The organism is Alpinimonas psychrophila, from assembly GCF_014137865.1.
GTDB lineage: Bacteria > Actinomycetota > Actinomycetes > Actinomycetales > Microbacteriaceae > Alpinimonas > Alpinimonas psychrophila.
Map to the genome: position 1 here is coordinate 69,230 of NZ_JACGWU010000005.1, position 23,936 is coordinate 93,165.

Consider the following 23,936-nt stretch of genomic DNA (forward strand, 5'->3'; position numbering starts at 1 on the left):
GGAGCAGTTGCCGCGCGAGACCAGCGCGGCGGTCAGCGTGGGAATATCGGCGAAGAGGACAAGTTCTATGAGCGCAACCGGTGGCAACAAAGCAATCATTGCGGCACTTTTGGCCAACCTCGGAATTGCGGCGACCAAGCTCATTGCCTTTGCGTTCTCGGGGGCTACCTCGCTTTTGGCAGAGGGTGTGCACTCGATTGCTGACTCGGGCAACCAGTTGTTGTTGCTCCTCGGGGGTCGCAAGGCGCGTCAGCGGGCCGATAACAAGCATCCGTTTGGCTATGGGCGCGAGCGCTTCGTTTACGCCTTCGTGGTCTCGATTATTTTGTTCAGCGTGGGTGGCGTCTTCTCCCTCTACGAGGGCTTTAACAAGCTGCAGCATCCTGAGCCGCTCGAATACTGGTGGCTCCCCATGCTGGTGCTGACCATCGCCATTGTGTTGGAGAGCCTTTCACTTCGCACCGCCGTTCGGGAGTCGAATCCTCTGCGCGGTGACGCATCCTGGATCCAGTTCATTCGTCATTCCAATGCTCCCGAGCTTCCCGTTTTGCTTCTCGAGGACACCGCCGCTCTTCTGGGTCTGGTGATGGCCTTCTTCGGTGTGGGTCTCACCGTTCTCACGGGCGACAGCATGTGGGACGCCGTCGGCACCATCGGCATCGGCATTCTGCTTGTTCTCGTCGCCATTATTTTAGGCATTGAAACCAAGAGCCTCCTGGTGGGCGAGGGGGCAACACTCGAAGACGTTCAGGCCATTGAAAAGGCCGTCGAAGCGGGCGGTGAAGCCGAGAGCATCCTGCACTTGAAGACACTGTATTTGGGGCCGGATGAGCTGTTGGTGGGAGCCAAACTGGCCTTTCCGGCCGAGATGCGGTTCTCCGAGGTCGCCACCGCTATCGACAGAATTGAAGCCCGCGTTCGAGCTTCTGTGCCGGCCGCCCGCGTCATTTACATCGAACCCGACGTCGCGCGTGTCGAACACGGCACGTCGTTGAATACCGACGCCGTCTTCATCAAGAGCATCGACTAAGGAGTTTCGTGAGCAACGTTTTGAAAACAGCGCTGGTCATTCAGCATGACCCCTCTATTCATCTGGGCAATCTTGAGCCTGTCTTGCGTGAGCGCGGGTATGACATTCAGATTCTGGATGCCCGCACCACCGACTTCGAGACCCTTACACTGGCGCCCGATCTTCTCGTCGTTTTGGGCAATGACGGCGGTGTCTACGAACGGGATGCCCTTCCCTATATTGTTGCCGAGGAAGCGTGGCTGGCGTCGCGCTTGGCCGCCCAGCAACCCACGTTGGGAGTGTGCTTTGGTGCCCAGATCATGGCGAGTGCTCTCGGCGAGCGCGTGTACAAGGGCGACACCACGCAGATTGGTTTTCGGGACGTCGTTCCCACGTTGGCCGGTTCGAGCTCCCCCGTTCGGCATTTTGCGGGGGTGCCGGTCATGGAGTGGCACGGCGACACCTTTGACCTACCGGCCGGGGCGACTCTGCTGGCCGGGTCGAGTGACTACGCCAATGAAGCCTTTGCCTTGGGGTCATGGGGACTCGCGGTGCAATTTCACCCCGAGACCACGGAGGAAATGCACGAGGAGTGGCTTTCCATTGGGCGCGAGTCCGTGGTGAATCTGGGGATGGACCCCGATGCCCTGGTCGCCGAACGCGATACCCACTCCACTGCGATGGGCGTGGCCTCCCAGTCCATGTTAAACGAGTTTCTCGATGGGATCGAGAAGCGTTAGGGCTTGTCGCGGAAAAAGTCGGTGAGGATCTTGCCGCATGCCTCTTCCTCGACGCCGGCAATCACTTCGACTTGGTGGTTAAGCCGACGATCCCGCAGCAAGTCGTGAACCGACCCGGCCGCCCCCGCCTTGGCATCCCACGCACCGAAAACAAGCCGAGGAATGCGGGCGGCGAGAATTGCCCCGGCGCACATCACGCACGGTTCGAGGGTGACGACGAGGGTGACATCGGTGAGGCGCCAAGACCCACGTACCTCCGCGGCGGCCCGGATGGCCAGAATCTCGGCGTGAGCGGTGGGATCATTATCCCGCTCACGCTCGTTACGGCCCCTGGAGATAATGCGTCCGTCCGCGGTAACCACGAGGGCGGCCACGGGCACGTCGTTCGTCTCGAGCGCGAGCCGGGCATCCGCTAAGGCAATGTTCATCAGCATGCGGTATTCATCAGGCACGGGCAATGTCACGGTCGTTACCCTTTCCGCGGTCGCATCGTTCGTGCCAGCGTTGATGATCCCGACAACTCTCGTCACAGCATCATTCGATAGATTAAGCCTATGCGACTGCACGTAGCCAATCATCCTCTGATCACCCACAAGCTCACGGTATTGCGTGACAAGACCACTCCGTCATCGGTGTTCAGGTCGCTTACCGAGGAGCTCGTCACGCTGTTGGCCTACGAGGCCACGCGCGAGGTGCGCGTGGAGCCCGTCACGATTGAGACGCCCGTGACCACCACGGTGGGCGTCATGCTCAGTCAGCCGCGCCCCCTCGTTGTACCCATTCTTCGCGCGGGCCTCGGAATGCTCGAGGGCATGGTCAAGCTCATCCCTTCGGCCGAAGTCGGCTTTTTGGGAATGGTGCGCGATGAGGAAACCCTCAAGCCCAGCACCTACGCCGAGCGCCTGCCCGATGACCTGAGTGGTCGCCAGTGCTTCGTGCTGGACCCCATGCTGGCCACCGGAGGATCGCTTATTGCCGCCATTGAGTTTCTCTTCAAACGCGGCGCTACCGACATTACGTGCATCTGCTTGCTCGGTTCCCCCGAGGGTGTTGCGGCGGTCGAGGCGGCTACCGTTGATGCCAACGTCATGCTCGTGCTGGGAGCTCTCGACGAGCGCCTCAACGAGAGTGGCTACATTGTTCCGGGCCTTGGCGATGCCGGTGATCGGCTCTACGGCACGGTCTAGCCGTCGTTTCCTAGGGGTGCGTCATTTGACACCCCCTACTCGCTCCGGTTTACTAAGGTCATGACAAAAAGCGTTTTTTCCTTGGCCTCCTGTGGAGTCTCGGAAGCATCCGGCATGATGATGCCTGGAGTTGACGCTGCGTGTACGCGAATGTGTTGCTGTAACTAGGCACTTTTCGCCCTAGTTCTCCTTCATCTCCAGTTGCGCCTTGTTTGCAGTATCTGGTTGAGGAGAACGCTCTGCACAATGGTGCACGCCGACCCTAACGGGTCACCATACGTTTTCTGAAACACCCGAACACTGGTTTCGCAGGCCCCGCCGCACCACGTTCGCGCATCATCATAAGGATGAGACACATGGCACCCGCCACTAACGCCACACCTCCGACCGGCAAGAACCAAGCGCGCGGTTTCGCCCTCTATGTTGGCATCGATGAGGCGACCGCTGCTGCTAACGGCATCGACCTCGCCAAGATCGTCGAAGCTCTGAAGAACCTCACGACTCAGCTCGTTCCCGACGCCCAAACCTATGCCGCCGTGGCGCTTGCGCCCGAACAGGCCGGTGGACGAGACGTGGATGTCGTGCGCCTTGCTCTGCAGGAACCCTCGGCGGTGGCGCGGCATCGCGGCGATGAATCGGCGTCGGACAAAGAGGGCAGTGGGGTCACAATCGACATCTCCCGCAAGCGCATCCTGATCGATGACGAAACTGCTCCCCTCACCTTCAAGGAGTTTGAGCTGTTGCAGTTCCTCGTGATTCACAAGGGTTTGACGGTGAGCCGGTCAGAACTCATTGCGGCACTCTGGCGGGCCGACGATGTCGATATTCCCAACGAGCGCACGATTGACGTGCACGTTCGGCGGTTGCGCGCAAAATTGGGCCGCTTCGAGGACATCGTGCGCACCGTTCGGGGCATTGGTTACCGTTACGACACTCATGCGGACGTCACCGTGTTGCACGCGAGTGCCCCCAGTCCCGACATGTTCTAGGCTGCTCGCCCGCTTTTTTCCTACGCCCACGGATCGATGAGATCAAGGCCGAGTCCCTCGAAATCGCTGGTGTTACGCGTGGCCAATGATGCACCCTGGGCGAGGCAAACCGCTGCGATCTGGCTGTCCGCAAAACTGAGAGTTCTTCCACGCCTTTGTTGCTCCGCAACAAGTTCCCCCCACTCGTAGGCAGCCAGGCGGTCGAAGGGCACCACGAACTGAGCAAAGTCTTCCAGGATTACGTCCATGACGGATGCCGTCAGGTCCATTTTGCGCTGTCCGTCTGGAAGAATCGCCACGCCTCGAACGAGCTCCCCGACGATTGTGGCTGTCAGGAAAAGGTCGCGTCCAACATGGCGGTCAAACCACAACACGAATTGAGGATGCTGGCTCTTGCGAGTGAGCTCAGACACGACATTTGTATCGATAATGATCACAAGGATGATTCTGGCTCGCTGAAGTCCACCCCGCTGGCCAGTTCCGTTGATCTGGGGAAAACTAATTCCTCGGTGTCTATGTGAGCGAAACGAGCTCGCATGCGAGCGCCGAGCGAAGCGAGTGCCTCTTCAGACCGCGGAGAGTTTTCGGTTCGGAGAACTGCCGCCCCCAAAATAGCTCGAACTTCCGCCTCCATGGAGCGCCCGTTTCGCCTTGCCCGCTCCTTGAGACCCAGCTTCACTTCTTCTTCTAGATTTCTCACCACGATCGATGTCATTGGTCACCTTCTTCGTTTGATAGTCCCCCAACTGCTAGCAAAATGATATCATTTTGTCTCTACCTCCTGGGGATGCTTGCGAGTGCCCCCAGCCCCGACATGTTCTAGGTACGAAAACTCGGTCCGAAAAAGAAAATTCCAAATATCTCAAATTGGTAACGAAATGCACTAGCTTTCCGTTATCCGTTCGTTATATTCTTATCAAGCACCGATCATTTGCTGTGGTGATCGAATGTTGAATGTGATTGCAAGACACTCTTGGTGAATAAGATAAAGGGCCTACCAGTTGCCTCACTGGTTGGCCCTTTATCTTTGCCCTGAGTAGGGATTTTTATGAATACCAGCATTGTGTGGCTCCGCGACGACCTGCGTGTTTCTGATAACCCCGCCCTCCTCGCGGGGGCTGAGACATCCGACAATCTCGTCGTCGTTTATGTTCTTGACCAGGAGAGCCCCGGCATCCGCCCCCTGGGTGGCGCGACAAAGTGGTGGCTGCATCACAGCCTCGAAGCCCTCGCCGACAAACTCCAGCGGCTTGGCGGCCGCCTTATCCTGCGCCACGGCCCGGCCCACGACGTCCTCCGCGAGCTGATCGCCGAGACGAGTGCTCACGCCATCTTCTGGAACCGTCGCTACGGCGGTGCCGAGCGTGAACTGGATGCCACCATCAAGAGTTTTGCCCGCGCATCCGGGCTGAAAGCACAAAGTTTTCAGGCGAGCGTTCTCTTTGAACCCTGGACCGTGCGCACCGGAGGTGGCACTCCCTATACGGTCTTCACGCCGTTTTGGAAGTCCTGCATTAATAACCATGACATTCCCCGGATGCCGTTAGACGCACCGCCGGTCCTTCCGCATTCACCCCTCATCACGCGAGCTCACGGCGGCCAAGAGGCCGAACCACTCGCCAGTGACGACCTTGCCTCGTGGCACCTGTTGCCCACTGCCCCGGACTGGTCTGCGGGACTCGCCCATCGTTGGACTATCGGCGAAAACGCCGCGCACGAGCGCCTCGAGGACTTCATCGACACGCGCCTCCCCCAATACGCCGACGGCCGCGATGCCCCCGCACGTTTGGTGACCAGCGAACTCTCGCCCCACTTGCGTTTTGGCGAAATTAGTCCTTTTCAGGTGTGGCACCGAGTCGAAGCAGCCAAGGCGCATGGGGATGCCGTCGTGCTCAAGAATGCGATTAAATTCATGGCAGAGGTCGGATGGCGTGAGTTCAGCTACCACCTGCTGTATCACTGGCCCGATCTTGCCACGGTGAACTTTGACTCTCGGTTTGATGCTTTTCCGTGGGGAGAGGCCAACCCCGAAGCACTCGCAGCCTGGCAGCAGGGCCGCACAGGGATTCCTCTGGTCGACGCCGGCATGCGCGAGCTCTGGCAAAGCGGCACCATGCACAACCGCGTTCGCATGGTCGCCGCGTCGTTCCTCATCAAGAACTTGCTCATCGACTGGCGCGTGGGCGAACAGTGGTTTTGGGATACCCTGGTCGACGCTGATCCGGCGAGCAACGCCGCGAGTTGGCAGTGGGTTGCCGGCAGTGGGGCGGATGCGGCACCGTACTTTCGAGTCTTCAACCCTGTACTGCAGGCCGATAAATTCGACCCGCAGCACGAGTACCTCCACCGCTACTTAGGCGAGTATGAGCATCCGCTGGTCAGCGACTACCCGTTGCCCATCATCGACCTTGTCGAATCACGAAACCGGGCGTTGGCGGCCTTTGCGCAGCTGCAAGGCATCCCGCGCGCCATCAGGCCACCTTCGCCCTAGCGAGAAACTACTGAACGATGGCGAGACCTGTGGCGCTGGATGCCGCGGCGACACTTCCGGCATTGACCATGTCGGTAAAGCCGAGGCTCTTCATTTGCGTGATGGCTTGGCCGGCACGATTACCCGACTTGCAATAGACAACGTAGGTTCCCGCTGTCGGAAGCTTCGAGACCGTAGCCGCGAAGGTCGTCGACTCCACGTCAATGTTCACGGCACCCTCCAAGTGGCCTCCGGCGAATTCGGCGGGCGTGCGTACGTCAATGATGACAGTGCCCTGACTCACAACGATGGGGGCAGCGGCGGGGGCACACGCGGTCAGAACAAAAACGGTGGCGAGGGCAAGGGCGGCGAAAGCAAAAATCTTCTTCATGCGCTCACTGTAGCAGATACCCCATGGGGTATCTGCTACCCGCAAAGCTACGCCTCGCGCGTGATCTCCACCCGAACAAAGACTCCCGAAGCACTCGCCCCCGCGTACACGCCGCGCAACGGCGAAACGTCACGATAATCGCGACCATGCGCAATGAGAACATGGCGTTCGCCAATGGCAATCATGTTAGTCGGGTCATAGCCAAACCAGTCGCCGGTGAACCACTCTACCCACGCGTGCGACTCCCCCACGATGGTTTCCCCCAACGGGGCATCGGGCCGGGGATGAAGGTAACCCGAAACGTAGCGCGCCGGGATGCCGACGGACCGCAGAGCACCGAGTGTCACGTGGGCAATATCTTGACACACCCCCTGACCGGCCTCCCACGCATCGGCGCCGGTGGAATGAACCCCCGTGACGCCCTGCATGTAGGTGATGTGCTCGTGCACCGCTTGACAGACGGCCATGGCGGTTTCGGCCGGGGAGAGCCCTCTGCCCACAATCGATTCGGCGAGCGCCACAACCTCGACCGGCGGCTCCGTCATCCGCGTGTGATGCAAAAACTCCACAAACTGGGTTGTCGTTTGCGCCGTGTTGGTGAGCTGATCCCAAGAAATATCCGGGGTTTCCCGCACCACGGGGCGCACCTCAACCACGCTCGTGGCCGTCACCGATAACTCGGTGTGCGGGGTGAGCACTTCGAACGTGGAGACCCGCGTTCCCCAATAATCGACATAACTGTTTTGGGTCGCCGACGGCAAAATGTCGAGGGTGGCGGAGAAGACAAACTGGTCGCCGCCCGAAAAGGGAAGCATGCGTGCTTCGTTGTAGGACGCCGTAGCCGGGCTCTTGTAGGAGAACCCCGTGCGGTGCACAATGCGCAAGCGGCTCATGAGTTCTCCCCGATCCAGACGGGGACAGCGCTGGTGGGAAAATACCGTAACCGAATAGCGTCGCTCGCGGCACTGGTGACCGACTGCACATTTTCCATATGGCCGGGTAGGTCATCCATCAGTTCAATGATCGGGCGGTATTCCAATTCGCTGCGAATCTGGCCCAGCAGGCGCTGCGCGTGATCGGCAACGCCGGCACGGCCGCTGCGGGGATCAATGTCCCGCAGGCAGTCTTCCGCCCGCTTCACGGAGGCGAGAATCGACCGTGGAAACAGGCGATCGGTAAGCAAGAACTCGGCTGCGTTACGTGCCGAAGGGACCCCCCGGTAGGTGCGCAGATACGCTTCAAAAGCCCCACAGCTGCGCAGAATAGTGGTCCACGAGGGACCGCTGGCGTCTGTGAGCTGACGGGTTGCCAACAATCGGGCCGTCATGTCGGCGCGTTCGATGGCCCGACCGAGCGAGAAAAACTGCCATGCTTCATCGTGGCTCGTCCCCGAATCGACGATGCCAATAGACAGTGCCGCCCGCTCCCGCACCCACCGAAAGAACTCGTGGGTCTTGTCGATTCCGACTTTCTTGGGCATGCGCGCATTGTTGGAGTTCAGACACTCCCACAGCTCGGTGGAAATAATTTCGCGAGCCCGCCGAGCATTCTCGCGTGCGGCATCCACGGCGTAGGCAATGGAAGCGGGGTGGGTGCGGTCAATGGCCAGAATGGCAATAACGTCTTCGCGCGTCACCAGCTGATTTTCGGGCATGTCGGTCCCCATGACCGACAAGAGCGATCGGCAGGCCGTATCTTCGTCAATCCACGGGTCCTCGAGCAGCAACTGAAGGTGAACATCCAGGATGCGCGACGTCCCGTCGCTGCGCTCAACATAGCGACCGATCCAGAAAAGTGACTCGGCAATTCTGCTCAGCATTGTGAATCCCTTCGTGCCAGGAGTTGCTGTTGCTGTTGCTCCTGTTGCTGCATGCGCTTGCCCGCGTCGCCATCGCGAGGAGAGGATTCCGGCATGTTCCGAATTTGGTGGACCACGCCGGTTGCGGGAGACAGCTCCTCTTCGATGGCCAACTGTTCGGCTTCGGCCTCATCGATGGCTGCTTGCTCCACTGTTGCCTGATCGATGACAATTGTGGCAACGCCCCGAGATCCGGCCGAACGTCGGTCGCGATCCTTGTGCCCCAAAACCCAGGTGTCTTTCGAACCGCCGCCCTGGCTGGAGTTCACAACCAGCTCCCCCTCGGGAAGGGCAACGCGGGTGAGGCCGCCCGGTAAAACGTAGACGTCGTCGCCGCTGTTCACAGCGAAGGGCCGCAGGTCGGCGTGCCGCGGACGCATGCCTTCCTCCACCAACGTGGGGATCGTGGAGAGCTGAACAAGCGGTTGGGCGATCCACCCGCGCGGGTCGTCAATGAGCCGCTGGCGAAGGGCATCCAGTTCCTCTTTTGAGGCGTCCGGGCCCACAACGAGACCCTTACCACCAGAGCCGTCAACGGGTTTGATCACCAGTTCGTCGAGGCGATCAAGCACCTCTTCCAGTGCCTCCGGTTCTTCGAGGCGCCAGGTATCGACGTTCGGCAGAATCGGTTTCTCGCCCAGGTAATACTCAATGAGCGCAGGCAAGTACGTGTAGACAAGTTTGTCATCGGCGACACCGTTACCCACCGCATTAGCGATGGTGACGTGGCCGAGGCGTGCCGCGAGCAACATCCCGGGCGAACCTAAAACAGAGTCGGGGCGAAATTGCAGTGGGTCGAGAAACTCGTCATCGACGCGGCGATAGATAACGTCGACGCGGGTAGGACCGGCGGTGGTGCGCATCCAGACACGCCCCCCGGAGCAAAAGAGGTCTCGGCCCTCGACGAGTTCGACGCCCATCAAGCGAGCCAGCAGGGTGTGCTCAAAGTAGGCAGAGTTGTAGACCCCGGGAGTGAGCACCACGACCGTGGGATCATCCACACCATCGGGGGCGGAGGCACGCAAGGCATTGAGCAAACGGTACGGGTAGTCGCCCACCGGGCGCACACTCATCGAAACAAAAAGTTCGGGCAACGTCTGTGCCATGACGCGACGGTTGGAGATGACGTAACTGACACCGCTGGGCACACGCACGTTGTCTTCAAGAACTCGCCAGGCTCCTTTCTCATCACGGATGAGATCGATACCTGCCACGTGAATACGAACGCCATTTGCGCTGACAATCCCGGCCGCTTGACGGTGAAAGTGCTTGGATGTACTGATGAGTGCGGCAGGAATGACACCGTCGCGGACTGCGAGCTGGGGGCCATACACATCGGCAAGAAATCGTTCGAGGGCCTTGACCCGCTGGGTCACGCCCTTCTCGACATTTGCCCAATCATCCGCTTCGATGACACGGGGAACAGCATCGAGCGGAAAGGGGCGTTCTTCGCCGGCAAAATCAAAGGTCACACCCTGTGCAAGGTAGCTACTGGCGAGGGCTTCCGTGCGGCCGCGCAACTCCTCCTGCGACATCTGTGCGAGTGCGCCATAAATGTCTTTATAGGAGCCGCGGGGGGAGGAAAAATCAGCAAAAGACGGAAACATCTCGTCCCACGGAGGCGTTCCCTTGCGTGAGCGAGGAGTCTCGTGGGCGGTGCCATAACCGTCGAACAGGGTTGCCATGTTGCCATCCTGCCTGTGAGGGATTACGCGAATGTTACCGATGTATCCCGCCGCATCGCCCTGAGCGAAATATAACAATTACAGCGTACTTTCTCTTGTGCCGAGCAAATAACTCGGTCGATGTGAACTCATCGCGATAAGGAAGCGTAAGAAAGTTGTGAGGTTCTCCCAGATTGCTGTTTGGAAACCGTTAGGACTCTGATTTAGCGCCGAATCAGGGTGTCTAATCGGTTCATGGCCGTTACGGCAGTCGCGCGCCGCTTGGGTGTCGCGTCAGCTCTTTCCAGAGGGAGTTCTACTCGTGTTTGACATTTTTTACGTGCTCGGCATTATCGCCGTGTTCGCACTTATCGGCGTCATCGGATGGGGGGTCGAGAAACTGTGATTTTCTTTGACGTTCTGTCCGCGGTGTTGGCTGTTGCCGCCGTGGTGTACCTCGTGTATGCCCTGGTTAAGCCGGAGCGCTTCTAGGTGGATACATTATTCGCAATCTTTCAAGTGGCCTCTTTGGTCCTTATCCTCGCGTTGCTGTATCACCCACTGGGCGAGTACATGGCCCGCATCTACACATCCACGAAGGATCTCAAGGTAGAGCGTGGCTTTTACCGCCTGATTGGCGTAGAAGCGCGGTCCGAGCAGACGTGGCAGTCCTATTTGCGCGGAGTGCTTGCCTTCTCCGTCACTGGGTTACTGTTCGTGTATTTGCTGCAACGCTTTCAAGCCGTGCTCCCTTACTCTCTGGGTCTCCCCGCTGTTCCTGAGGGCCTGTCTTTCAATACGGCCGCATCCTTCGTGGCGAACACTAACTGGCAGTCGTATTCGCCCGAGTTGACGTTGGGTTACACGGTACAAATTGCCGGACTTGCTGTGCAAAATTTCGTTTCGGCGGCGGTAGGCATTGCTGTGGCGATCGCGTTGGTGCGCGGCTTCGCCCGACGTAAGTCGGGCACAATAGGTAACTTTTGGGTCGATCTGACCCGAGGCACCCTCCGCCTCCTGCTTCCGATCTCACTGCTCGGTGCGGTCGTGCTCATCGCCAGTGGTGTGATTCAAAACTTTAATGGATTCACTGAGATTTCAACCCTCAGCGGCGGTGTGCAGCATCTACCCGGAGGTCCCGTCGCGTCCCAAGAGGTGATTAAAAACCTCGGAACAAACGGCGGCGGTTTCTTTAACGCGAATGCCGCACATCCATTTGAAAATCCAAACGCGTGGACAAGTTTGCTGCAGAACGTGCTCATGCTGATGATCCCGTTCTCATTGACGCGTACCTTCGGTCGCATGGTCGGAGATCCAAAGCAAGGTCACGCAATCCTTGCGGTGATGGCCACAATCTTTGTTACCTCGCTCACTTTCCTCACCTACCTCGAACTGAAGGGAGCCGGAACCGCGCCCCAGCTAGCCGGTGCGGCTATGGAGGGTAAAGAGCAGCGCTTTGGCATCTTCGCCTCCACACTGTTCGGTTCGACCAGCACACTGACCTCAACGGGGGCCGTGAATTCCATGCACGACTCCTACACGGCGCTGGGCGGCATGATGCCCATGATCAACATGATGCTCGGTGAAGTTACTCCTGGTGGGGTCGGTTCGGGGCTTTATGGAATGCTCATCCTCGCGGTGATTGCCGTCTTTATCGGAGGCCTACTCGTCGGGCGAACCCCCGAGTATTTGGGCAAAAAACTGGGCCCCAAGGAGATCAAACTCGCAAGCCTGTTCATCTTGGTCACCCCGACCTTGGCCCTCGTAGGGACCGCGCTGAGCTTTGGAATTCCTGCGATCCGAGCGGATGTTGAAGCGACCTCAATATGGAACCCCGGCGTCCACGGCCTGTCGGAGGTGTTGTATGCGTTCACCTCGGCGGCGAACAACAACGGATCGGCGTTCGCTGGTCTCACCGCCAACACTCCGTGGTTGAATACGGCGCTCGGGATAGCGATGCTCCTTGGTCGTTTTATTCCCATCGTGTTTGTCCTCGCGCTTGCCGGCTCCTTGGCTGCCCAGGACAAGGTTCCTGCCACTGCGGGAACATTGCCCACTCATCGACCACAATTCGTCGGTCTTCTTATTGGAGTGACGCTCATCGTGACCGCGCTCACCTATTTCCCTGTTCTCGCCCTGGGACCGCTCGCAGAAGGATTGCTGTAAATCATGTCCACAACAACACTCAGCCAGGCCACTCCCCAGGAACTGGAGAAGAGCCACGCCAAGAAAACGATGGCAACCGCCTTCAACTTCGCGCAGCTTCTTAACGCTTTCCCTGGAGCATTCCGAAAGCTTGACCCGAGATTAATGTGGCGTAACCCGGTCATGTTTATCGTCGAAGTTGGCGCGGCCCTCACCACAATTCTGGCTGTCGCCGAACCATTCCTCGGCGGCCCCCAATCCTCCGGTGGCACCCCCGTCCCCGCAAGCTTTACCTGGGGTATTGCTGTTTGGCTCTGGCTGACCGTGATCTTTGCGAATCTGGCCGAGTCCGTCGCCGAAGGTCGCGGCAAAGCACAGGCTGACAGCCTACGCAAAACTCGGACCAGCACCATAGCTCACCGCGTTACCGGATACGAGGCTTCGGTTGATCCCGCCGCCGAACGATCACTCACCCAAGAGGTGTCCTCCGCTGAACTGCACCTCGGCGACATACTGGTCGTGGTCGCGGGCGAATTGATTCCCGGCGATGGCGACATTATTTGGGGTATCGCCTCGATCGATGAGTCCGCCATTACAGGCGAGTCAGCCCCCGTCGTGCGCGAATCTGGCGGTGACCGCAGTGCCGTGACCGGCGGCACCCGGGTGTTGTCCGACCGCATCGTTGTGATTGTCACCTCGAAACCGGGCGAGACCTTCGTGGACCGCATGATTGGGTTGGTCGAGGGAGCCTCCCGGCAGAAGACCCCCAATGAAATTGCACTGAACATCCTGCTCGCCAGCCTGTCCATCATCTTTGTCATCGTCACCCTGACCCTGAACCCCATCGCGTCCTACTCGGCCGCGACCGTGAGTCTGCCCGTGCTCATCGCTCTGTTGGTCTGCCTCATCCCGACCACAATCGGGGCACTGCTTTCGGCCATCGATATCGCTGGAATGGATCGCTTGGTGCAACACAATGTGCTGGCCATGTCGGGTCGCGCGGTCGAAGCCGCCGGCGACGTGACGACCCTGCTGCTGGATAAGACGGGAACGATCACCTACGGCAATCGTCAAGCCTCCGAGTTCGTGCAACTCGCCGACGTGAGCGAGCAAGAGCTCATCCGGGCCGCGGCGCTTTCGTCACTGTCCGACCCAACACCCGAAGGCAAGTCAATCGTCACGCTCGCCGATGCGCAAGGCGTGCATGTGGGTACGTCGGTCGACGGTGTCATCGTTCCCTTTACCGCTCAAACTCGGATGAGTGGTCTCGACCTTCCCGACGGTACTCAGATTAGAAAGGGCGCCGGATCCGCGGTCCTCGCGTGGCTTGCAGAAGATGAACCGACCCCCAGCTCGGTCCTGATCGAACTCGAGACGCACGTGGAACACATCTCACAATCTGGTGGTACCCCGCTGGTGGTCGCTTGTAAGACCTCGGCAGGGGTGAATCAGATCCTTGGGGTCGTTCACCTGAAAGATGTTGTCAAGGAGGGTTTATCGGAGCGTTTCGCGGAACTGCGAGCCATGGGAATCCGTACAATCATGATCACTGGAGACAACCCTCTGACGGCGAAAGCGATCGCAGCCGAGGCGGGGGTCGATGATTATCTCGCGGAGGCAACTCCCGAGGACAAGCTCGCCCTGATCCGCCGTGAGCAGGAGGGTGGAAATCTCGTCGCCATGACCGGTGACGGCACCAACGATGCCCCTGCCCTTGCTCAGGCGGATGTCGGGGTGGCAATGAACACAGGGACCTCCGCGGCAAAAGAGGCCGGAAACATGGTCGACCTCGACTCCGACCCGAGCAAACTTATTGACATCGTGCGGATCGGCAAGCAGTTGCTGATTACCCGTGGCGCCTTAACGACGTTCTCCATCGCCAATGACATTGCCAAGTATTTCGCGATAATCCCAGCGATGTTCATGGGGGTATTTCCGGGTCTTGCCGTACTGAACATCATGAATTTGCATTCGCCGTCCTCGGCCGTGTTGTCGGCCATTATCTTCAACGCGATGATCATCATCATCCTCATCCCGCTCGCCCTCCGCGGAGTGAAATATCGGCCACTGAGCGCCTCGAAGATCCTCAGCAGAAACCTCTTGGTTTACGGCCTCGGTGGCGTCATCGCACCCTTCATTGGAATCAAGCTCATCGACCTCATTATCAGCGTGATTCCCGGTTTTTGAACCAGTGCCTGAACGAATACAAAGAAAAAGGAAAACATCATCATGAGTTCACCACGCACGCGCATCCGCCACTATTGGGTCGCCCTCCGCGCCATGCTCATCTTCACCGTGGCCCTCGGTGTTCTCTACCCGCTTGCCGTCACGGGAATCGGACAACTAGCTTTTCCGGCACAAGCTAACGGCTCACTCGCGAAAGTCGGTGGTGCGACAGTAGGTTCCGCTCTCCTCGGCCAGTCCTTTGCTGACGCGGACGGCAACCCGCTTCCGGAGTGGTTCCAACCCCGCCCCTCCGCCGCCGGCGCCGGTTATGACGCGGGAGCATCGAGCGGCAGTAACTGGGGGCCAGAAAACGCTGACCTGATTGCCGCAATTGAGCAACGCAAGGCCCAGATCGCGGAGTTCAACGGGGTCAGCCCGGGGGACATCCCCGCCGACGCGCTCACGGCTTCTGCTTCCGGACTCGACCCGCACATCAGCCCTGACTATGCCCGCCTCCAGGTGGCACGTGTTGCTGCCGCCCGCCATCTTCCTGAAGAGAGCGTTCGCGCACTGGTCGAAGCTAAAATTCACAATAGGGACCTCGGGTATCTGGGCGAGCCCACCGTGAATGTGCTCCAACTCAATATCGCCCTCGACGCGTTGAAAGGCTAGCCATGAAACGAGGGCGCCTTCGAGTGCTGCTCGGTGCCGCTCCCGGCGTCGGGAAAACCTACACCATGCTTGAGGAAGGCAAACGCCTCCTGAGTGAGGGTAAAGATGTCGTCGTCGCGGTTGTAGAAACTCACGGTCGCGCCGCCACGGCGGCGATGACTCAGGGCCTCGAAGTAATCCCGCGAGTCTCCGTTTCCCATCGCGGCATCGAACTTACCGAAATGAATCTTGCCGCTGTGCTGGCGAGAAATCCCGCAGTGGCTCTGGTCGACGAACTCGCCCATACGAATGCTCCCGGATCTCAGCATGAGAAACGGTGGCAAGATGTCGAGGCGTTACTTGCTGCCGGTATCAACGTGATGTCCACGGTGAACATCCAGCACATCGAGTCGCTCAATGACGTTGTTGAACAGATCACGGGTGCCCCTCAGCGGGAAACGATTCCTGATGAAATTCTGCGCGAAGCTGACCAAATCGAGGTCATCGACCTTGCCCCACAAGCACTCCGTGATCGCCTCGCCGAAGGCCACGTCTACCCGTCCGAACGAATCGACGCCGCCCTCTCAAACTATTTTCGGCTCGGCAACCTCACTGCCCTCCGTGAGCTGGCGTTACTGTGGCTGGCCGATGAAGTCGACAGCGCCCTCAAGAATTACCGGGCTGAACACGGCATCGAAAGCAAATGGGAAGCGCGTGAACGTGTCGTCGTCACCCTCACCGGTGGTCCAGAAGGGGAAACCCTCTTGCGCCGGGGTGCCCGAATTGCCGCGCGCTCCGCCGGGGGAGAACTTCTCGCCCTGCACATCACCAGTCAGGACGGACTGCGTACCCCCGACCCCGAAGCCCTCGCAGCGCAGCGCGCGTTGGTCGAAAAACTGGGCGGCACTTACCACCAAGTCGTCGGCGATGACATCCCCCTCGCGCTCGTTGAATTCGCCAAAGCAACCAATGCAACCCAACTTGTCATCGGTGTCAGTCGCAGGAGTCGCTTCATGGCCGCCCTCACCGGCCCCGGCATCGGCGCGACCGTCATCCGGGAATCCGGAAACATCGATGTCCACATCGTCAACCATGCCGCCGCAGGTGGTGGTTTCTCCCTGCCGCGTTTGACTGGCGGGCTGACTCTCAAACGCAGAATTTATGGTTTCGTCATCGCGCTTGTTGGGGGGCCTCTCCTGACGTGGCTACTCGTGTCGTTTAGAAGTAGCGACTCGCTCACCAGTGACGTGCTGGCTTATCAACTCCTCGTCGTGCTGGTGGCGCTCGTCGGCGGCATCTGGCCAGCCCTCTTTGCTGCCCTTCTCTCGGGCGTCACCTTAGACTTCTTCTTTGTCGATCCCCTCTACACCGTGACCGTCGGCAAACCTATGCACCTCTTCGCCCTAGTGCTCTACGTCGTCAACGCTCTGCTGGTCAGCTATGTCGTGGACCAAGCCGCTAGACGCTCCCGCACGGCTATTCGGGCAGCAGCTGAATCTGAGCTCCTCGCCACCATCGCCGGAAGTGTGCTCCGCGGGCAAGGTGCGCTTGACGCCTTCGTCAGCAGGACCCGGGAAGCCTTCAACCTCACGGGAGTTCGGCTCGTTGTTGACGGTGAGATTCTCTGCACAGACGGTGACGTTGCCCCCGACGATAAATCTGCCACCGTGCCAGTTGGCACCCGCGCGGTTCTCGAACTTTATGGTCCGGACTTGGAATCGTCTGAACGCCGCCTCCTCACTGTGATCGTCACCCAAATTGATGCGGCTCTCGAACACACAGCCCTCAGCGAAACCGCCAGTGAAGTTGGTCCTCTCGCTGAGACAGACCGCGTCCGAAGCGCGCTCCTCTCAGCGGTTAGTCACGACCTCCGCCGTCCACTGGCTGCAGCAATCGCCGCCGTCAGTGGCCTCCGCTCTACCGACGTGTCCTGGTCGACCTCGGATCGCGAAGAACTTCTTGCCACAGCGGAAGAAAGTTTAAGCACTCTCTCCGCCCTCGTCACTAACCTGTTGGATGCCAGTCGGCTCCAAGCCGGGGTCCTCGGTATTTCACTCGGACCCGTTGATGCAGAAGACGTCATCCTGCCCGCATTTGATGAACTCGATCTCGGACCAGGCGACATAGAACTCGACCTCGGCCGGGGCCTGCCCCCACTACTGGCTGATGCGGGATTGCTCCAGCGTGTTATCGTCAATCTTCTTGCCAACGCGCACCGCTTTGCCCCTCCTGGCACCCGGGTTCGAATCTCCACGAGCAGCTTTGGAAACACCGTTGAAATCCGCATCGTCGATCACGGACCCGGTATCCCCTCTGAACGCCGTGACGAAGTCTTCGTTCCCTTTCAGCGCCTCGGTGATACTGACAACCTCACCGGCCTCGGACTGGGCCTTGCCCTGTCAAAAGGTTTTGCTGAAGGGATGGGTGGCACGCTCGAAGCGGAAGACACCCCGGGAGGCGGACTCACTATGGTCATCGCCCTCCCGATTGCAGACACAATCCCATCACTTCAGGACACTCCATGAAAATCCTCATCGCCGACGACGATCCCCAAATCCTCCGTGCACTGCGCATAACACTGTCCGCCCGGGGGTACGAAATCATCACCGCGGCCAATGGTGTCGAAGCCGTCAACGCCGCCATAGAACACCACCCTGACATCTTCATGCTTGACCTTGGGATGCCCGAACTCGACGGGATCCAAGTCATTGAAGCCCTTCGAGGGTGGACCCAAGCCCCGATCCTTGTCGTATCCGGAAGAACAGGGGCGGCCGACAAGGTCGAGGCCCTCGACGCCGGCGCAGACGACTACGTAACCAAACCATTTTCCATCGACGAACTCCTAGCGCGGATCAGGGCGCTCACCCGTCGCGTTCCCAACCAAGAAGCCACTCCGGTCGTTACTATCGCGAACATCGCCATCGATCTCTCTGCGAAAAGCATTACAAAAAACACTCAAGCCGGATCAGAATTAATCCGACTCACCCCTACCGAGTGGCACGTGCTCGAAATACTCGTGCGTAACGCAGGTAAACTCGTGACCCGCCAGAGCCTCCTCACCGATATTTGGGGATCCGAACACATCACAGATACCGGATATTTACGCCTCTATATTGCCCAACTCCGCAAAAAAATTGAACCCGACCCCAGCCAGCCTCGATATTTACTGACCGAATCAGGAATGGGCTACCGCTTTCAACCGGATACAGAAACAGCGACTACAAATTGATTTGCAAAATATAGCCGCTGTGACATATGGCAAAAGTAGAGGTTTCTCGCCAATGAATGCAGCCACGCGCGCTACGCGTTGAGGATGACCTTGAGGGCCTTTGTCTCAGCGGCGCGACTAAACACGTCGTAGGCCTCGATGATGTTCTCAAGCGCAAAAGTGTGGCTGACGAATGCTTCGGCAACAATTTTCTTCTGGCCGACGAGTTTCAGCAACGTTCCGAGCGTATTGGTATTAACCAGCCCCATACTGATGTTGATATTGGAAATCCACAGGTCCTGCAATGGGAGCTCGACCGGCTTGCCGTGTACACCGACGTTAGCGACATGACCGGCGGGGCGAACAATTTCGAGACACATGGCGAAGGTCTGAGGTATGCCGACAGCCTCGATTGCGACGTCAACACCAAGACCATCCGTCAGCGCAAGCACTTGCTTCTTCCAGTCCGTCTCACTTGAGAGAACACCATCCGTCGCACCGAATTTCTTGGCCTGTTCGATCCGGTTCGCATCGAGATCGATGGCGATTATCTTGGCTGGACCGTAGAGTCCAGCAGTCGCTATCGCGGCGAGCCCAACTGGCCCGGTACCGATAACTGCGACGACATCCCCGGCTTTCACCTGACCGTACTTCACACCAATTTCGTGACCGGTGGGCAGGATATCGGAGAGCAGAGTGCCCTGCTGCGGTGAGACGTCAGCAGGCAGGAGATAAACCGAGGTTTCGGCGTAGGGTACGCGCACGTACTCGGCCTGGGTGCCATCAATGAGGTGGCCGAAGATCCAGCCGATACCGGAGGCTCCCTCTGCTCCGAGGCAGTGCGAGAAAACGCCCTGCTTGCAATAGTCGCAGTGGCCGCACGCTGAAATACAAGACAAGATGACCTCGTCGCCCACTTTAAGGCTGGTGACCGCGGATCCAATCTCGGTAATGGTGCCAACACCTTCGTGACCGAGGATGCGACCGGGAGTGACCGTCGGGACATCTCCCTTGAGGATGTGCAGATCGGTTCCGCAGATAGTGGTGCTGATCATCTTGACGATGATGTCGGTGGGCTGCGTGATGACCGGATTCGGTACCTCTTCCCATGCCTTCTGGTTAGGACCTTTGTACACGAGCGCCTTCATTGGGTTCCTCACTTCGATGGTTTCAAAACTGATGGTTTCAAAAACTATATGGTCGAGTAGCAGCGTCAACACTTGCGATAGTAGTCCTTCCAGACGACCAGAAGGTATAACGAAATCCACCGCGGGAGAGCGCGCAGGCCCTTAGCCAGATCAGCCATTGCTTCAGGCATGGTTGCTGGGTGGCTCCCGAAGTGGCGGACGTCACCTAGCCCACTGGAAACGAAAGAAACGGTTCACCCATAGGGTAAAACCGCTTCACATCTCGCTGTCTCAACGAGTGCGCCCGAAGGGATTCGAACCCCTAACCTTCTGATCCGTAGTCAGATGCTCTATCCGTTGAGCTACGGGCGCAGTGTTGGAAACCAACTCAGAAAGCATAGCAGTTGGAGGGTGCCACACTTTAACCGAAGGCGTTCAGCGCCTTAGGCGCGGGCGGCCAGCAACCCGCACACGTGAGCGGTCGTTTCACGAACACGTTCAGCAGCGGTCGTCACGAGTCTCGCAAGATCGGTGGGTCCTGGGGCAATCGAGAATGCCCCAGCAACACCGGCGGCTCTCGTTTCGGCGGCCGACAACGCAACACGGCCGGCAATAACAATAATCGGGCAATCTTGAGACGCGGCGGCGATGACGCCATCAATCACTTTGCCCCCCAGTGACTGGGAGTCGAAAGAGCCCTCCCCCGTGAACACAAGGGTTGCTCCCGCCATGGCCTCCGCAAGGCCGATCGCATCGACAACGAGACGCGAACCTTGAACCATGTGGGCATCCAGCAGTGCGACCATGCACACGGGCAGGCCGCCCGCGGCACCAAATCCAGGGCCGGTCAGGCTCTGGATGTCGGCCACCGCGTTGACCGGAGCGTTGACCACGTCGTGAAGGATGCCTGCTAAGTGAGCGAGGCCCGCATCCAACAACCCGACATCGTGAGGACTCGCACCTTTCTGCGGCCCAAAAGTGGCGGCGGCTCCCTGCTCTCCGCACAACGGGTTGTCTACGTCTACCGCGATGCGCCAGGTGGCTAGGCGGGCGCGGGCGTGAAGATGTGAGAGGTCAACCGACGTAATCGCCGCCAATCCTTCTCCTCCTGGGGCAACGTTCCTCCCGTGAGCATCCAGAAATCTGACACCGAGCGCGGTCAGCAGTCCCGTGCCACCATCGGTGGTTGCCGAGCCGCCGATGCACAGCAATATTTCTGTGGCGCCACGGTCGAGCACCTTCCGAGCAATGAGCCCCACACCGAAGGTGTCGGCACGCAAAGGCCGGAGCGTGACATCTGATACGTGGGGTAGCCCGTTGGCCTCAGCGGCCTCGATAATCGCGCGCCGGCCATCCGTTGATATGCCGAAACGCGCACGAATTGGCCGACCAATCGCATCGACCGTCGTCATGGTCTCGGGCACAACTTCCCACGCAGAAGCGATCACGTCGAGAGTGCCTTCGCCCCCGTCGGCCATCGGCCTCTGCACAATGTTGGCAGTGTCACCGAAGACATCTCGAACGCCCGCAGCCATTGCCGCGGCGGCTTCGGCAGCCGACAAGCTCCCCTTAAAGGAGTCCGGTGCGATGACAATTCTCATGCCTCAGCCTCCCACGTTTCATTGCGGACGTTGAAGAAATGAGCCCGTGATATTCGTTCTACGCGCCACCCGTGCTAGTCGATGGTCGAAGAATCACTCAAGGCGTGCCACGTTCGGTTGTGATAGACCAACGGTCGAGAATTCTCGGGCAGTCGAGTGCTCTCATCGGGAAGGTGAACTTCAAGAATCTCGGCAGCGATAATCAGGGAATCACCGACATCCATGCGATTGACAATCTTTCCGCGCATCCACGTGGAAGCCGACGGGAGAAAGGGTTCACCGGTCGGAAGACGTGACCAGGTCGAGGCATCCGCAAATCGATCGATACCGCTGGTGGCAAAAGTCTTCGCTAATTCGAGATGACTTTCTCCGAGGAGGTGCACGACCACTGTCGCGGCCGCGTTCAAGGCCGGGCCTGACGAGGAATGCGCCGACAACGAGAAAATCAAAAGTGGCGGATTGGCCGAAACGGAGGTGACCGACGTGGCAGTGAGGCCGACCGGGCCGCGTCCCGCATCAGCGGTTATCACAGCAACACCCGCCGGGTGGTTTCGAAAAGCCGCCTTGAAGTCATCGGCACTGACCGCTTGTTCTACTGGTTGTTCTCCGGCCTGGAGCGGGGGTTGTGATTCGGGCATAATCCAATTATCCCCGCTGCGTCACTGCAGCTGGACGAGAGCTAAATGGTCGTCCAGAACAAACTCATCACTCGTGGCACTCACGAGAAGTGACACGAAGTTCACTTGGCCGCCGATGACGGTCAAAAATGCGACGTCTGCCGCATCCCGCCCGGTCGCTATACGCACGAGTGACTGGCGGGGAGCAGTGCCGGTGGCATCAATGACATGCCAGGCGCCGTCAACGAACGCCTCCGCAACGGCGTGAAAATCCATCGGGCTCAAGCCTGGCGCATAGGTGGACACAACGCGTGCGGGAATATCTAATGCTCGAAGCAGGCCAACAACGAGGTGAGCAAAGTCGCGGCACACACCCTTGCGGGAAATCAACGTTCCCACGGCCCCATCGGTGGAATTACTGGACCCCGAAACGTACCGCACCTGGGTCGCCACCCACTCGCGCACAGCGCTCACCAGCTGAACCCCGGTGAGCCCTCGGAACAGTGCACGGGCCGTCGGTGCCAAAACATCAGACTCGCAATAACGGCTTTGCCTCAGATACCGGATGTTGTCCATCTCACTGGGTGCCAACGCCACAGATGTTCCACGAAACTGTGCACTGTAGTTGACATCGATGGGCCCAGCCACGACATCCACAAGGTGCAATCGCGTTCCATGCTGATCTAAAATCTCGCGCACCATACAATCGTTATCGCCTTGCGTGACGACAATTTGTTCGGTCGCATTTGTTGCATCCACGATCGCCACCGAAAGCACCAGTTGCGCCGGGGCAAGAGCGTTCAGCACGAGGTGTGAGCCAACAGTACGAAGCATGAATGACCTTTGTGGCGCAATAGTAAGGGATGGTTATTCTGACAACATTAGCCGCGTTTATTTCGATGCGGAAAGCACTGTCTTGAGGGACACCTTGCTCGTGTATTGAATGGATCCGTAGCGGAACAGCCGCACGGCCAGGCGGAGAACAACGGCGCTCAAAAGGAAGAGTACCGCGATCACGATGGCGGCCTCCCCACCCGAAAGCGACCCGACCGCGTTGCGGATCATTGCGGTGACGGGCGCGGAGTATGGGAAGTAGGTGAATATCTGCACAACGATTCCATGGGGATCCGACAAGATGAGCGACACCACATACAGCGGCACAAACATGAGGATCATGAGTCCGGCAAAGAGATTGCCGGCGTCTTTTGCGGTCGGCATGACCGAACCAATGGCGACGAGTGTTCCCGTGAAAAGAGCAAAGCCCCCCAGTGCCAACAGGGCGCCAATCACCATTCTCCACGGATCAACGCTCAGCCCCGCGAGATCAATTTCGGGCAGACTCAATGCCGTTCGGAAGAAGACATAACCGATCAGGAGCGGCAAGGCGAAGCAGAACATTTGCACAAGACCGACGGTGAACAGGGCAATGATTTTCCCCCCGATGAGCGCGGTGGGATTCACGGTCGTGAGGATCATCTCCGTGACCCGATTCTCCTTCTCCTCCAACGTGACCGTCAGCATCTGATTCGATAACAAGACAAACGTGAGGAAGAACAGCACGAGGAAGATGAGTGGCGGGAGGATGCCGCCGAATCCAGGGTTGACCTCACCGTTTACGAAGGTCGTGGACGTCACCGGCACGTTGCCCTGGGCAAGGGCGGCGAGCGTAGGGTCTCCAATCTTGGCCTGGCTGCTGGCAACGAGAAGCTGGGTGGCCACCTGCCCGTACGTCGAGTTGGCGAAGAGACCAAGGTCGGCCCCGTAAACGGCCGTCGCGGTGGTGGTTGGATCTGCGGCGAAGACGAAGTGCGCCTCGGTCGTGCCCGTTCTGACGGCCGCTATCGCGGTGGCATCATCCGTGACGGCAGTACCGCCGAAAGCGCCGGCAATGGCGGGGTCAATATAACCGGATGCGTCGCTATACGTGAAGGAAAGTTCGGTATCCGATTGGGCGGCTGCAGAGCTCCCAGCCGATGAGTTTGAGAGCACGATCAAGGCGATCACAATCGCGATGGCTACGGGTACGAAAAGGGTGATGAGCCAGAACCTTTTTCGTCCCAGCGTGCGTGCCACTTCGAAACTGACCACCGTCGATAAGTTGTGCTGTGCCATC

Annotated in this window: 23 protein-coding genes and 1 tRNA gene; 11 read left to right on the plus strand and 13 right to left on the minus strand. The window is 58.9% G+C overall.

Annotated elements, in window-relative coordinates; all coding sequences use genetic code 11:
- Positions 1–67: 67 nt before the first annotated feature.
- Entirely contained in the window at positions 68–1,030 is a 963-nt protein-coding gene (locus tag FB555_RS08035) for a cation diffusion facilitator family transporter (protein ID WP_182484959.1), read from the plus strand.
- Between the two features lie 8 nt (positions 1,031–1,038).
- On the plus strand, positions 1,039–1,749 hold the full coding sequence (locus FB555_RS08040) for a glutamine amidotransferase-related protein (protein WP_182484960.1): 711 nt from the start codon (positions 1,039–1,041) through the stop codon (positions 1,747–1,749).
- Here the strand turns inward: FB555_RS08040 and tadA are convergent.
- Positions 1,746–2,213 (minus strand): tRNA adenosine(34) deaminase TadA, encoded by a 468-nt coding sequence (tadA, locus tag FB555_RS08045; RefSeq protein WP_425485609.1) that lies wholly within the window; start codon positions 2,211–2,213, stop codon positions 1,746–1,748. The genes FB555_RS08040 and tadA overlap by 4 nt on opposite strands.
- Positions 2,214–2,303: 90 nt before the next feature.
- On the opposite strand from tadA, the gene upp reads away from it, so the two are divergent.
- Positions 2,304–2,936 (plus strand): uracil phosphoribosyltransferase, encoded by a 633-nt coding sequence (gene upp / locus FB555_RS08050; protein WP_182484961.1) that lies wholly within the window; start codon positions 2,304–2,306, stop codon positions 2,934–2,936.
- Positions 2,937–3,283: 347 nt separating this feature from the next.
- Positions 3,284–3,925 (plus strand): winged helix-turn-helix domain-containing protein, encoded by a 642-nt coding sequence (locus FB555_RS08055; protein WP_182484962.1) that lies wholly within the window; start codon positions 3,284–3,286, stop codon positions 3,923–3,925.
- A 20-nt stretch (positions 3,926–3,945) separates the two neighbouring features.
- Here the strand turns inward: FB555_RS08055 and FB555_RS08060 are convergent, their stop codons facing one another.
- Both FB555_RS08060 and FB555_RS08065 read right to left on the minus strand, forming a co-directional pair.
- Positions 3,946–4,362, minus strand: a complete 417-nt coding sequence (locus FB555_RS08060) for a PIN domain-containing protein (RefSeq protein WP_182484963.1) — start codon at positions 4,360–4,362, stop codon at positions 3,946–3,948.
- The gene (locus tag FB555_RS08065; RefSeq protein WP_182484964.1) at positions 4,359–4,640 is read right to left on the minus strand and encodes a FitA-like ribbon-helix-helix domain-containing protein; all 282 of its coding nucleotides are present in this window, start codon (positions 4,638–4,640) and stop codon (positions 4,359–4,361) included. The genes FB555_RS08060 and FB555_RS08065 overlap by 4 nt, the downstream gene beginning before the upstream one ends.
- A 333-nt stretch (positions 4,641–4,973) precedes the next feature.
- Here FB555_RS08065 and FB555_RS08070 point away from each other — a divergent pair, with 333 nt between their 5' ends.
- The gene (locus FB555_RS08070) at positions 4,974–6,416 is read left to right on the plus strand and encodes a cryptochrome/photolyase family protein (protein WP_182484965.1); all 1,443 of its coding nucleotides are present in this window, start codon (positions 4,974–4,976) and stop codon (positions 6,414–6,416) included.
- 7 nt (positions 6,417–6,423) lie between these two features.
- Here the strand turns inward: FB555_RS08070 and FB555_RS08075 are convergent, their stop codons facing one another.
- From FB555_RS08075 to FB555_RS08090, 4 genes are read right to left on the minus strand one after another with little or no spacing between them, the layout of a single operon-like run.
- Positions 6,424–6,786, minus strand: coding sequence for a rhodanese-like domain-containing protein (locus FB555_RS08075; protein WP_182484966.1), 363 nt, complete (start codon positions 6,784–6,786; stop codon positions 6,424–6,426).
- Positions 6,787–6,833: 47 nt separating this feature from the next.
- Positions 6,834–7,679: a transglutaminase family protein gene (locus FB555_RS08080; protein WP_182484967.1), complete on the minus strand. Its 846-nt coding sequence runs from the start codon at positions 7,677–7,679 to the stop codon at positions 6,834–6,836.
- Positions 7,676–8,605: an alpha-E domain-containing protein gene (locus tag FB555_RS08085; RefSeq protein WP_182484968.1), complete on the minus strand. Its 930-nt coding sequence runs from the start codon at positions 8,603–8,605 to the stop codon at positions 7,676–7,678. Before FB555_RS08085 ends, FB555_RS08080 begins: the two co-directional genes overlap by 4 nt.
- Positions 8,599–10,329, minus strand: a complete 1,731-nt coding sequence (locus tag FB555_RS08090) for a circularly permuted type 2 ATP-grasp protein (protein ID WP_182484969.1) — start codon at positions 10,327–10,329, stop codon at positions 8,599–8,601. Before FB555_RS08090 ends, FB555_RS08085 begins: the two co-directional genes overlap by 7 nt.
- Before the next feature lie 381 nt (positions 10,330–10,710).
- Between FB555_RS08090 and kdpF the strand changes: the two genes are divergently transcribed.
- From kdpF to FB555_RS08120, 6 genes are read left to right on the plus strand one after another with little or no spacing between them, the layout of a single operon-like run.
- Positions 10,711–10,800: a K(+)-transporting ATPase subunit F gene (gene kdpF, locus FB555_RS08095; RefSeq protein ID WP_182484970.1), complete on the plus strand. Its 90-nt coding sequence runs from the start codon at positions 10,711–10,713 to the stop codon at positions 10,798–10,800.
- Complete coding sequence (gene kdpA, locus FB555_RS08100) at positions 10,801–12,474, plus strand: potassium-transporting ATPase subunit KdpA (RefSeq protein ID WP_182484971.1); 1,674 nt, start codon at positions 10,801–10,803, stop codon at positions 12,472–12,474.
- 3 nt (positions 12,475–12,477) lie between these two features.
- Complete coding sequence (gene kdpB, locus FB555_RS08105; RefSeq protein ID WP_182484972.1) at positions 12,478–14,640, plus strand: potassium-transporting ATPase subunit KdpB; 2,163 nt, start codon at positions 12,478–12,480, stop codon at positions 14,638–14,640.
- A gap of 42 nt (positions 14,641–14,682) precedes the next feature.
- Positions 14,683–15,291 carry a potassium-transporting ATPase subunit KdpC gene (gene kdpC, locus FB555_RS08110; RefSeq protein WP_182484973.1) on the plus strand — a complete coding sequence of 203 codons (609 nt, stop codon included), beginning with the start codon at positions 14,683–14,685 and terminating at the stop codon, positions 15,289–15,291.
- Between the two features lie 2 nt (positions 15,292–15,293).
- Positions 15,294–17,795 (plus strand): DUF4118 domain-containing protein, encoded by a 2,502-nt coding sequence (locus tag FB555_RS08115; RefSeq protein WP_182484974.1) that lies wholly within the window; start codon positions 15,294–15,296, stop codon positions 17,793–17,795.
- A complete protein-coding gene (locus FB555_RS08120) occupies positions 17,792–18,499 on the plus strand; it encodes a response regulator (protein WP_182484975.1) in 708 nt (235 codons plus the stop codon). The genes FB555_RS08115 and FB555_RS08120 overlap by 4 nt, the downstream gene beginning before the upstream one ends.
- Positions 18,500–18,570: 71 nt before the next feature.
- Here the strand turns inward: FB555_RS08120 and FB555_RS08125 are convergent, their stop codons facing one another.
- The 6 genes from FB555_RS08125 to FB555_RS08150 all read right to left on the minus strand — a co-directional run bounded on the left by FB555_RS08125 (position 18,571) and on the right by FB555_RS08150 (position 23,935).
- Positions 18,571–19,626 (minus strand): zinc-dependent alcohol dehydrogenase family protein, encoded by a 1,056-nt coding sequence (locus tag FB555_RS08125; protein WP_182484976.1) that lies wholly within the window; start codon positions 19,624–19,626, stop codon positions 18,571–18,573.
- Positions 19,627–19,904: 278 nt separating this feature from the next.
- Positions 19,905–19,977: transfer RNA gene (locus tag FB555_RS08130), tRNA-Arg, on the minus strand.
- Positions 19,978–20,048: 71 nt separating this feature from the next.
- Positions 20,049–21,206 (minus strand): glycerate kinase, encoded by a 1,158-nt coding sequence (locus tag FB555_RS08135; protein WP_182484977.1) that lies wholly within the window; start codon positions 21,204–21,206, stop codon positions 20,049–20,051.
- A gap of 74 nt (positions 21,207–21,280) precedes the next feature.
- On the minus strand, positions 21,281–21,844 hold the full coding sequence (locus tag FB555_RS08140; protein WP_182484978.1) for a flavin reductase family protein: 564 nt from the start codon (positions 21,842–21,844) through the stop codon (positions 21,281–21,283).
- Between the two features lie 21 nt (positions 21,845–21,865).
- Complete coding sequence (locus FB555_RS08145) at positions 21,866–22,657, minus strand: transglutaminase-like domain-containing protein (protein WP_182484979.1); 792 nt, start codon at positions 22,655–22,657, stop codon at positions 21,866–21,868.
- Between the two features lie 57 nt (positions 22,658–22,714).
- Positions 22,715–23,935: an ABC transporter permease gene (locus tag FB555_RS08150; protein WP_182484980.1), complete on the minus strand. Its 1,221-nt coding sequence runs from the start codon at positions 23,933–23,935 to the stop codon at positions 22,715–22,717.
- Between the last annotated feature and the right edge of the window lies 1 nt (position 23,936).

What these genes read in the sequence shown, in the direction of transcription:
- FB555_RS08035 (WP_182484959.1), top strand. Translation starts at nt 68, where the DNA reads ATGAGCGCAACCGGTGGCAACAAAGCAATCATTGCGGCACTTTTGGCC.
- upp (WP_182484961.1), top strand. Translation starts at nt 2,304, where the DNA reads ATGCGACTGCACGTAGCCAATCATCCTCTGATCACCCACAAGCTCACG.
- FB555_RS08055 (WP_182484962.1), top strand. Translation starts at nt 3,284, where the DNA reads ATGAGACACATGGCACCCGCCACTAACGCCACACCTCCGACCGGCAAG.
- FB555_RS08065 (WP_182484964.1), bottom strand. Translation starts at nt 4,640, where the DNA reads ATGACATCGATCGTGGTGAGAAATCTAGAAGAAGAAGTGAAGCTGGGT.
- FB555_RS08070 (WP_182484965.1), top strand. Translation starts at nt 4,974, where the DNA reads ATGAATACCAGCATTGTGTGGCTCCGCGACGACCTGCGTGTTTCTGAT.
- FB555_RS08075 (WP_182484966.1), bottom strand. Translation starts at nt 6,786, where the DNA reads ATGAAGAAGATTTTTGCTTTCGCCGCCCTTGCCCTCGCCACCGTTTTT.
- FB555_RS08080 (WP_182484967.1), bottom strand. Translation starts at nt 7,679, where the DNA reads ATGAGCCGCTTGCGCATTGTGCACCGCACGGGGTTCTCCTACAAGAGC.
- FB555_RS08085 (WP_182484968.1), bottom strand. Translation starts at nt 8,605, where the DNA reads ATGCTGAGCAGAATTGCCGAGTCACTTTTCTGGATCGGTCGCTATGTT.
- FB555_RS08090 (WP_182484969.1), bottom strand. Translation starts at nt 10,329, where the DNA reads ATGGCAACCCTGTTCGACGGTTATGGCACCGCCCACGAGACTCCTCGC.
- kdpB (WP_182484972.1), top strand. Translation starts at nt 12,478, where the DNA reads ATGTCCACAACAACACTCAGCCAGGCCACTCCCCAGGAACTGGAGAAG.
- kdpC (WP_182484973.1), top strand. Translation starts at nt 14,683, where the DNA reads ATGAGTTCACCACGCACGCGCATCCGCCACTATTGGGTCGCCCTCCGC.
- FB555_RS08115 (WP_182484974.1), top strand. Translation starts at nt 15,294, where the DNA reads ATGAAACGAGGGCGCCTTCGAGTGCTGCTCGGTGCCGCTCCCGGCGTC.
- FB555_RS08120 (WP_182484975.1), top strand. Translation starts at nt 17,792, where the DNA reads ATGAAAATCCTCATCGCCGACGACGATCCCCAAATCCTCCGTGCACTG.
- FB555_RS08125 (WP_182484976.1), bottom strand. Translation starts at nt 19,626, where the DNA reads ATGAAGGCGCTCGTGTACAAAGGTCCTAACCAGAAGGCATGGGAAGAG.
- FB555_RS08135 (WP_182484977.1), bottom strand. Translation starts at nt 21,206, where the DNA reads ATGAGAATTGTCATCGCACCGGACTCCTTTAAGGGGAGCTTGTCGGCT.
- FB555_RS08140 (WP_182484978.1), bottom strand. Translation starts at nt 21,844, where the DNA reads ATGCCCGAATCACAACCCCCGCTCCAGGCCGGAGAACAACCAGTAGAA.
- FB555_RS08145 (WP_182484979.1), bottom strand. Translation starts at nt 22,657, where the DNA reads ATGCTTCGTACTGTTGGCTCACACCTCGTGCTGAACGCTCTTGCCCCG.
- FB555_RS08150 (WP_182484980.1), bottom strand. Translation starts at nt 23,935, where the DNA reads ATGGCACAGCACAACTTATCGACGGTGGTCAGTTTCGAAGTGGCACGC.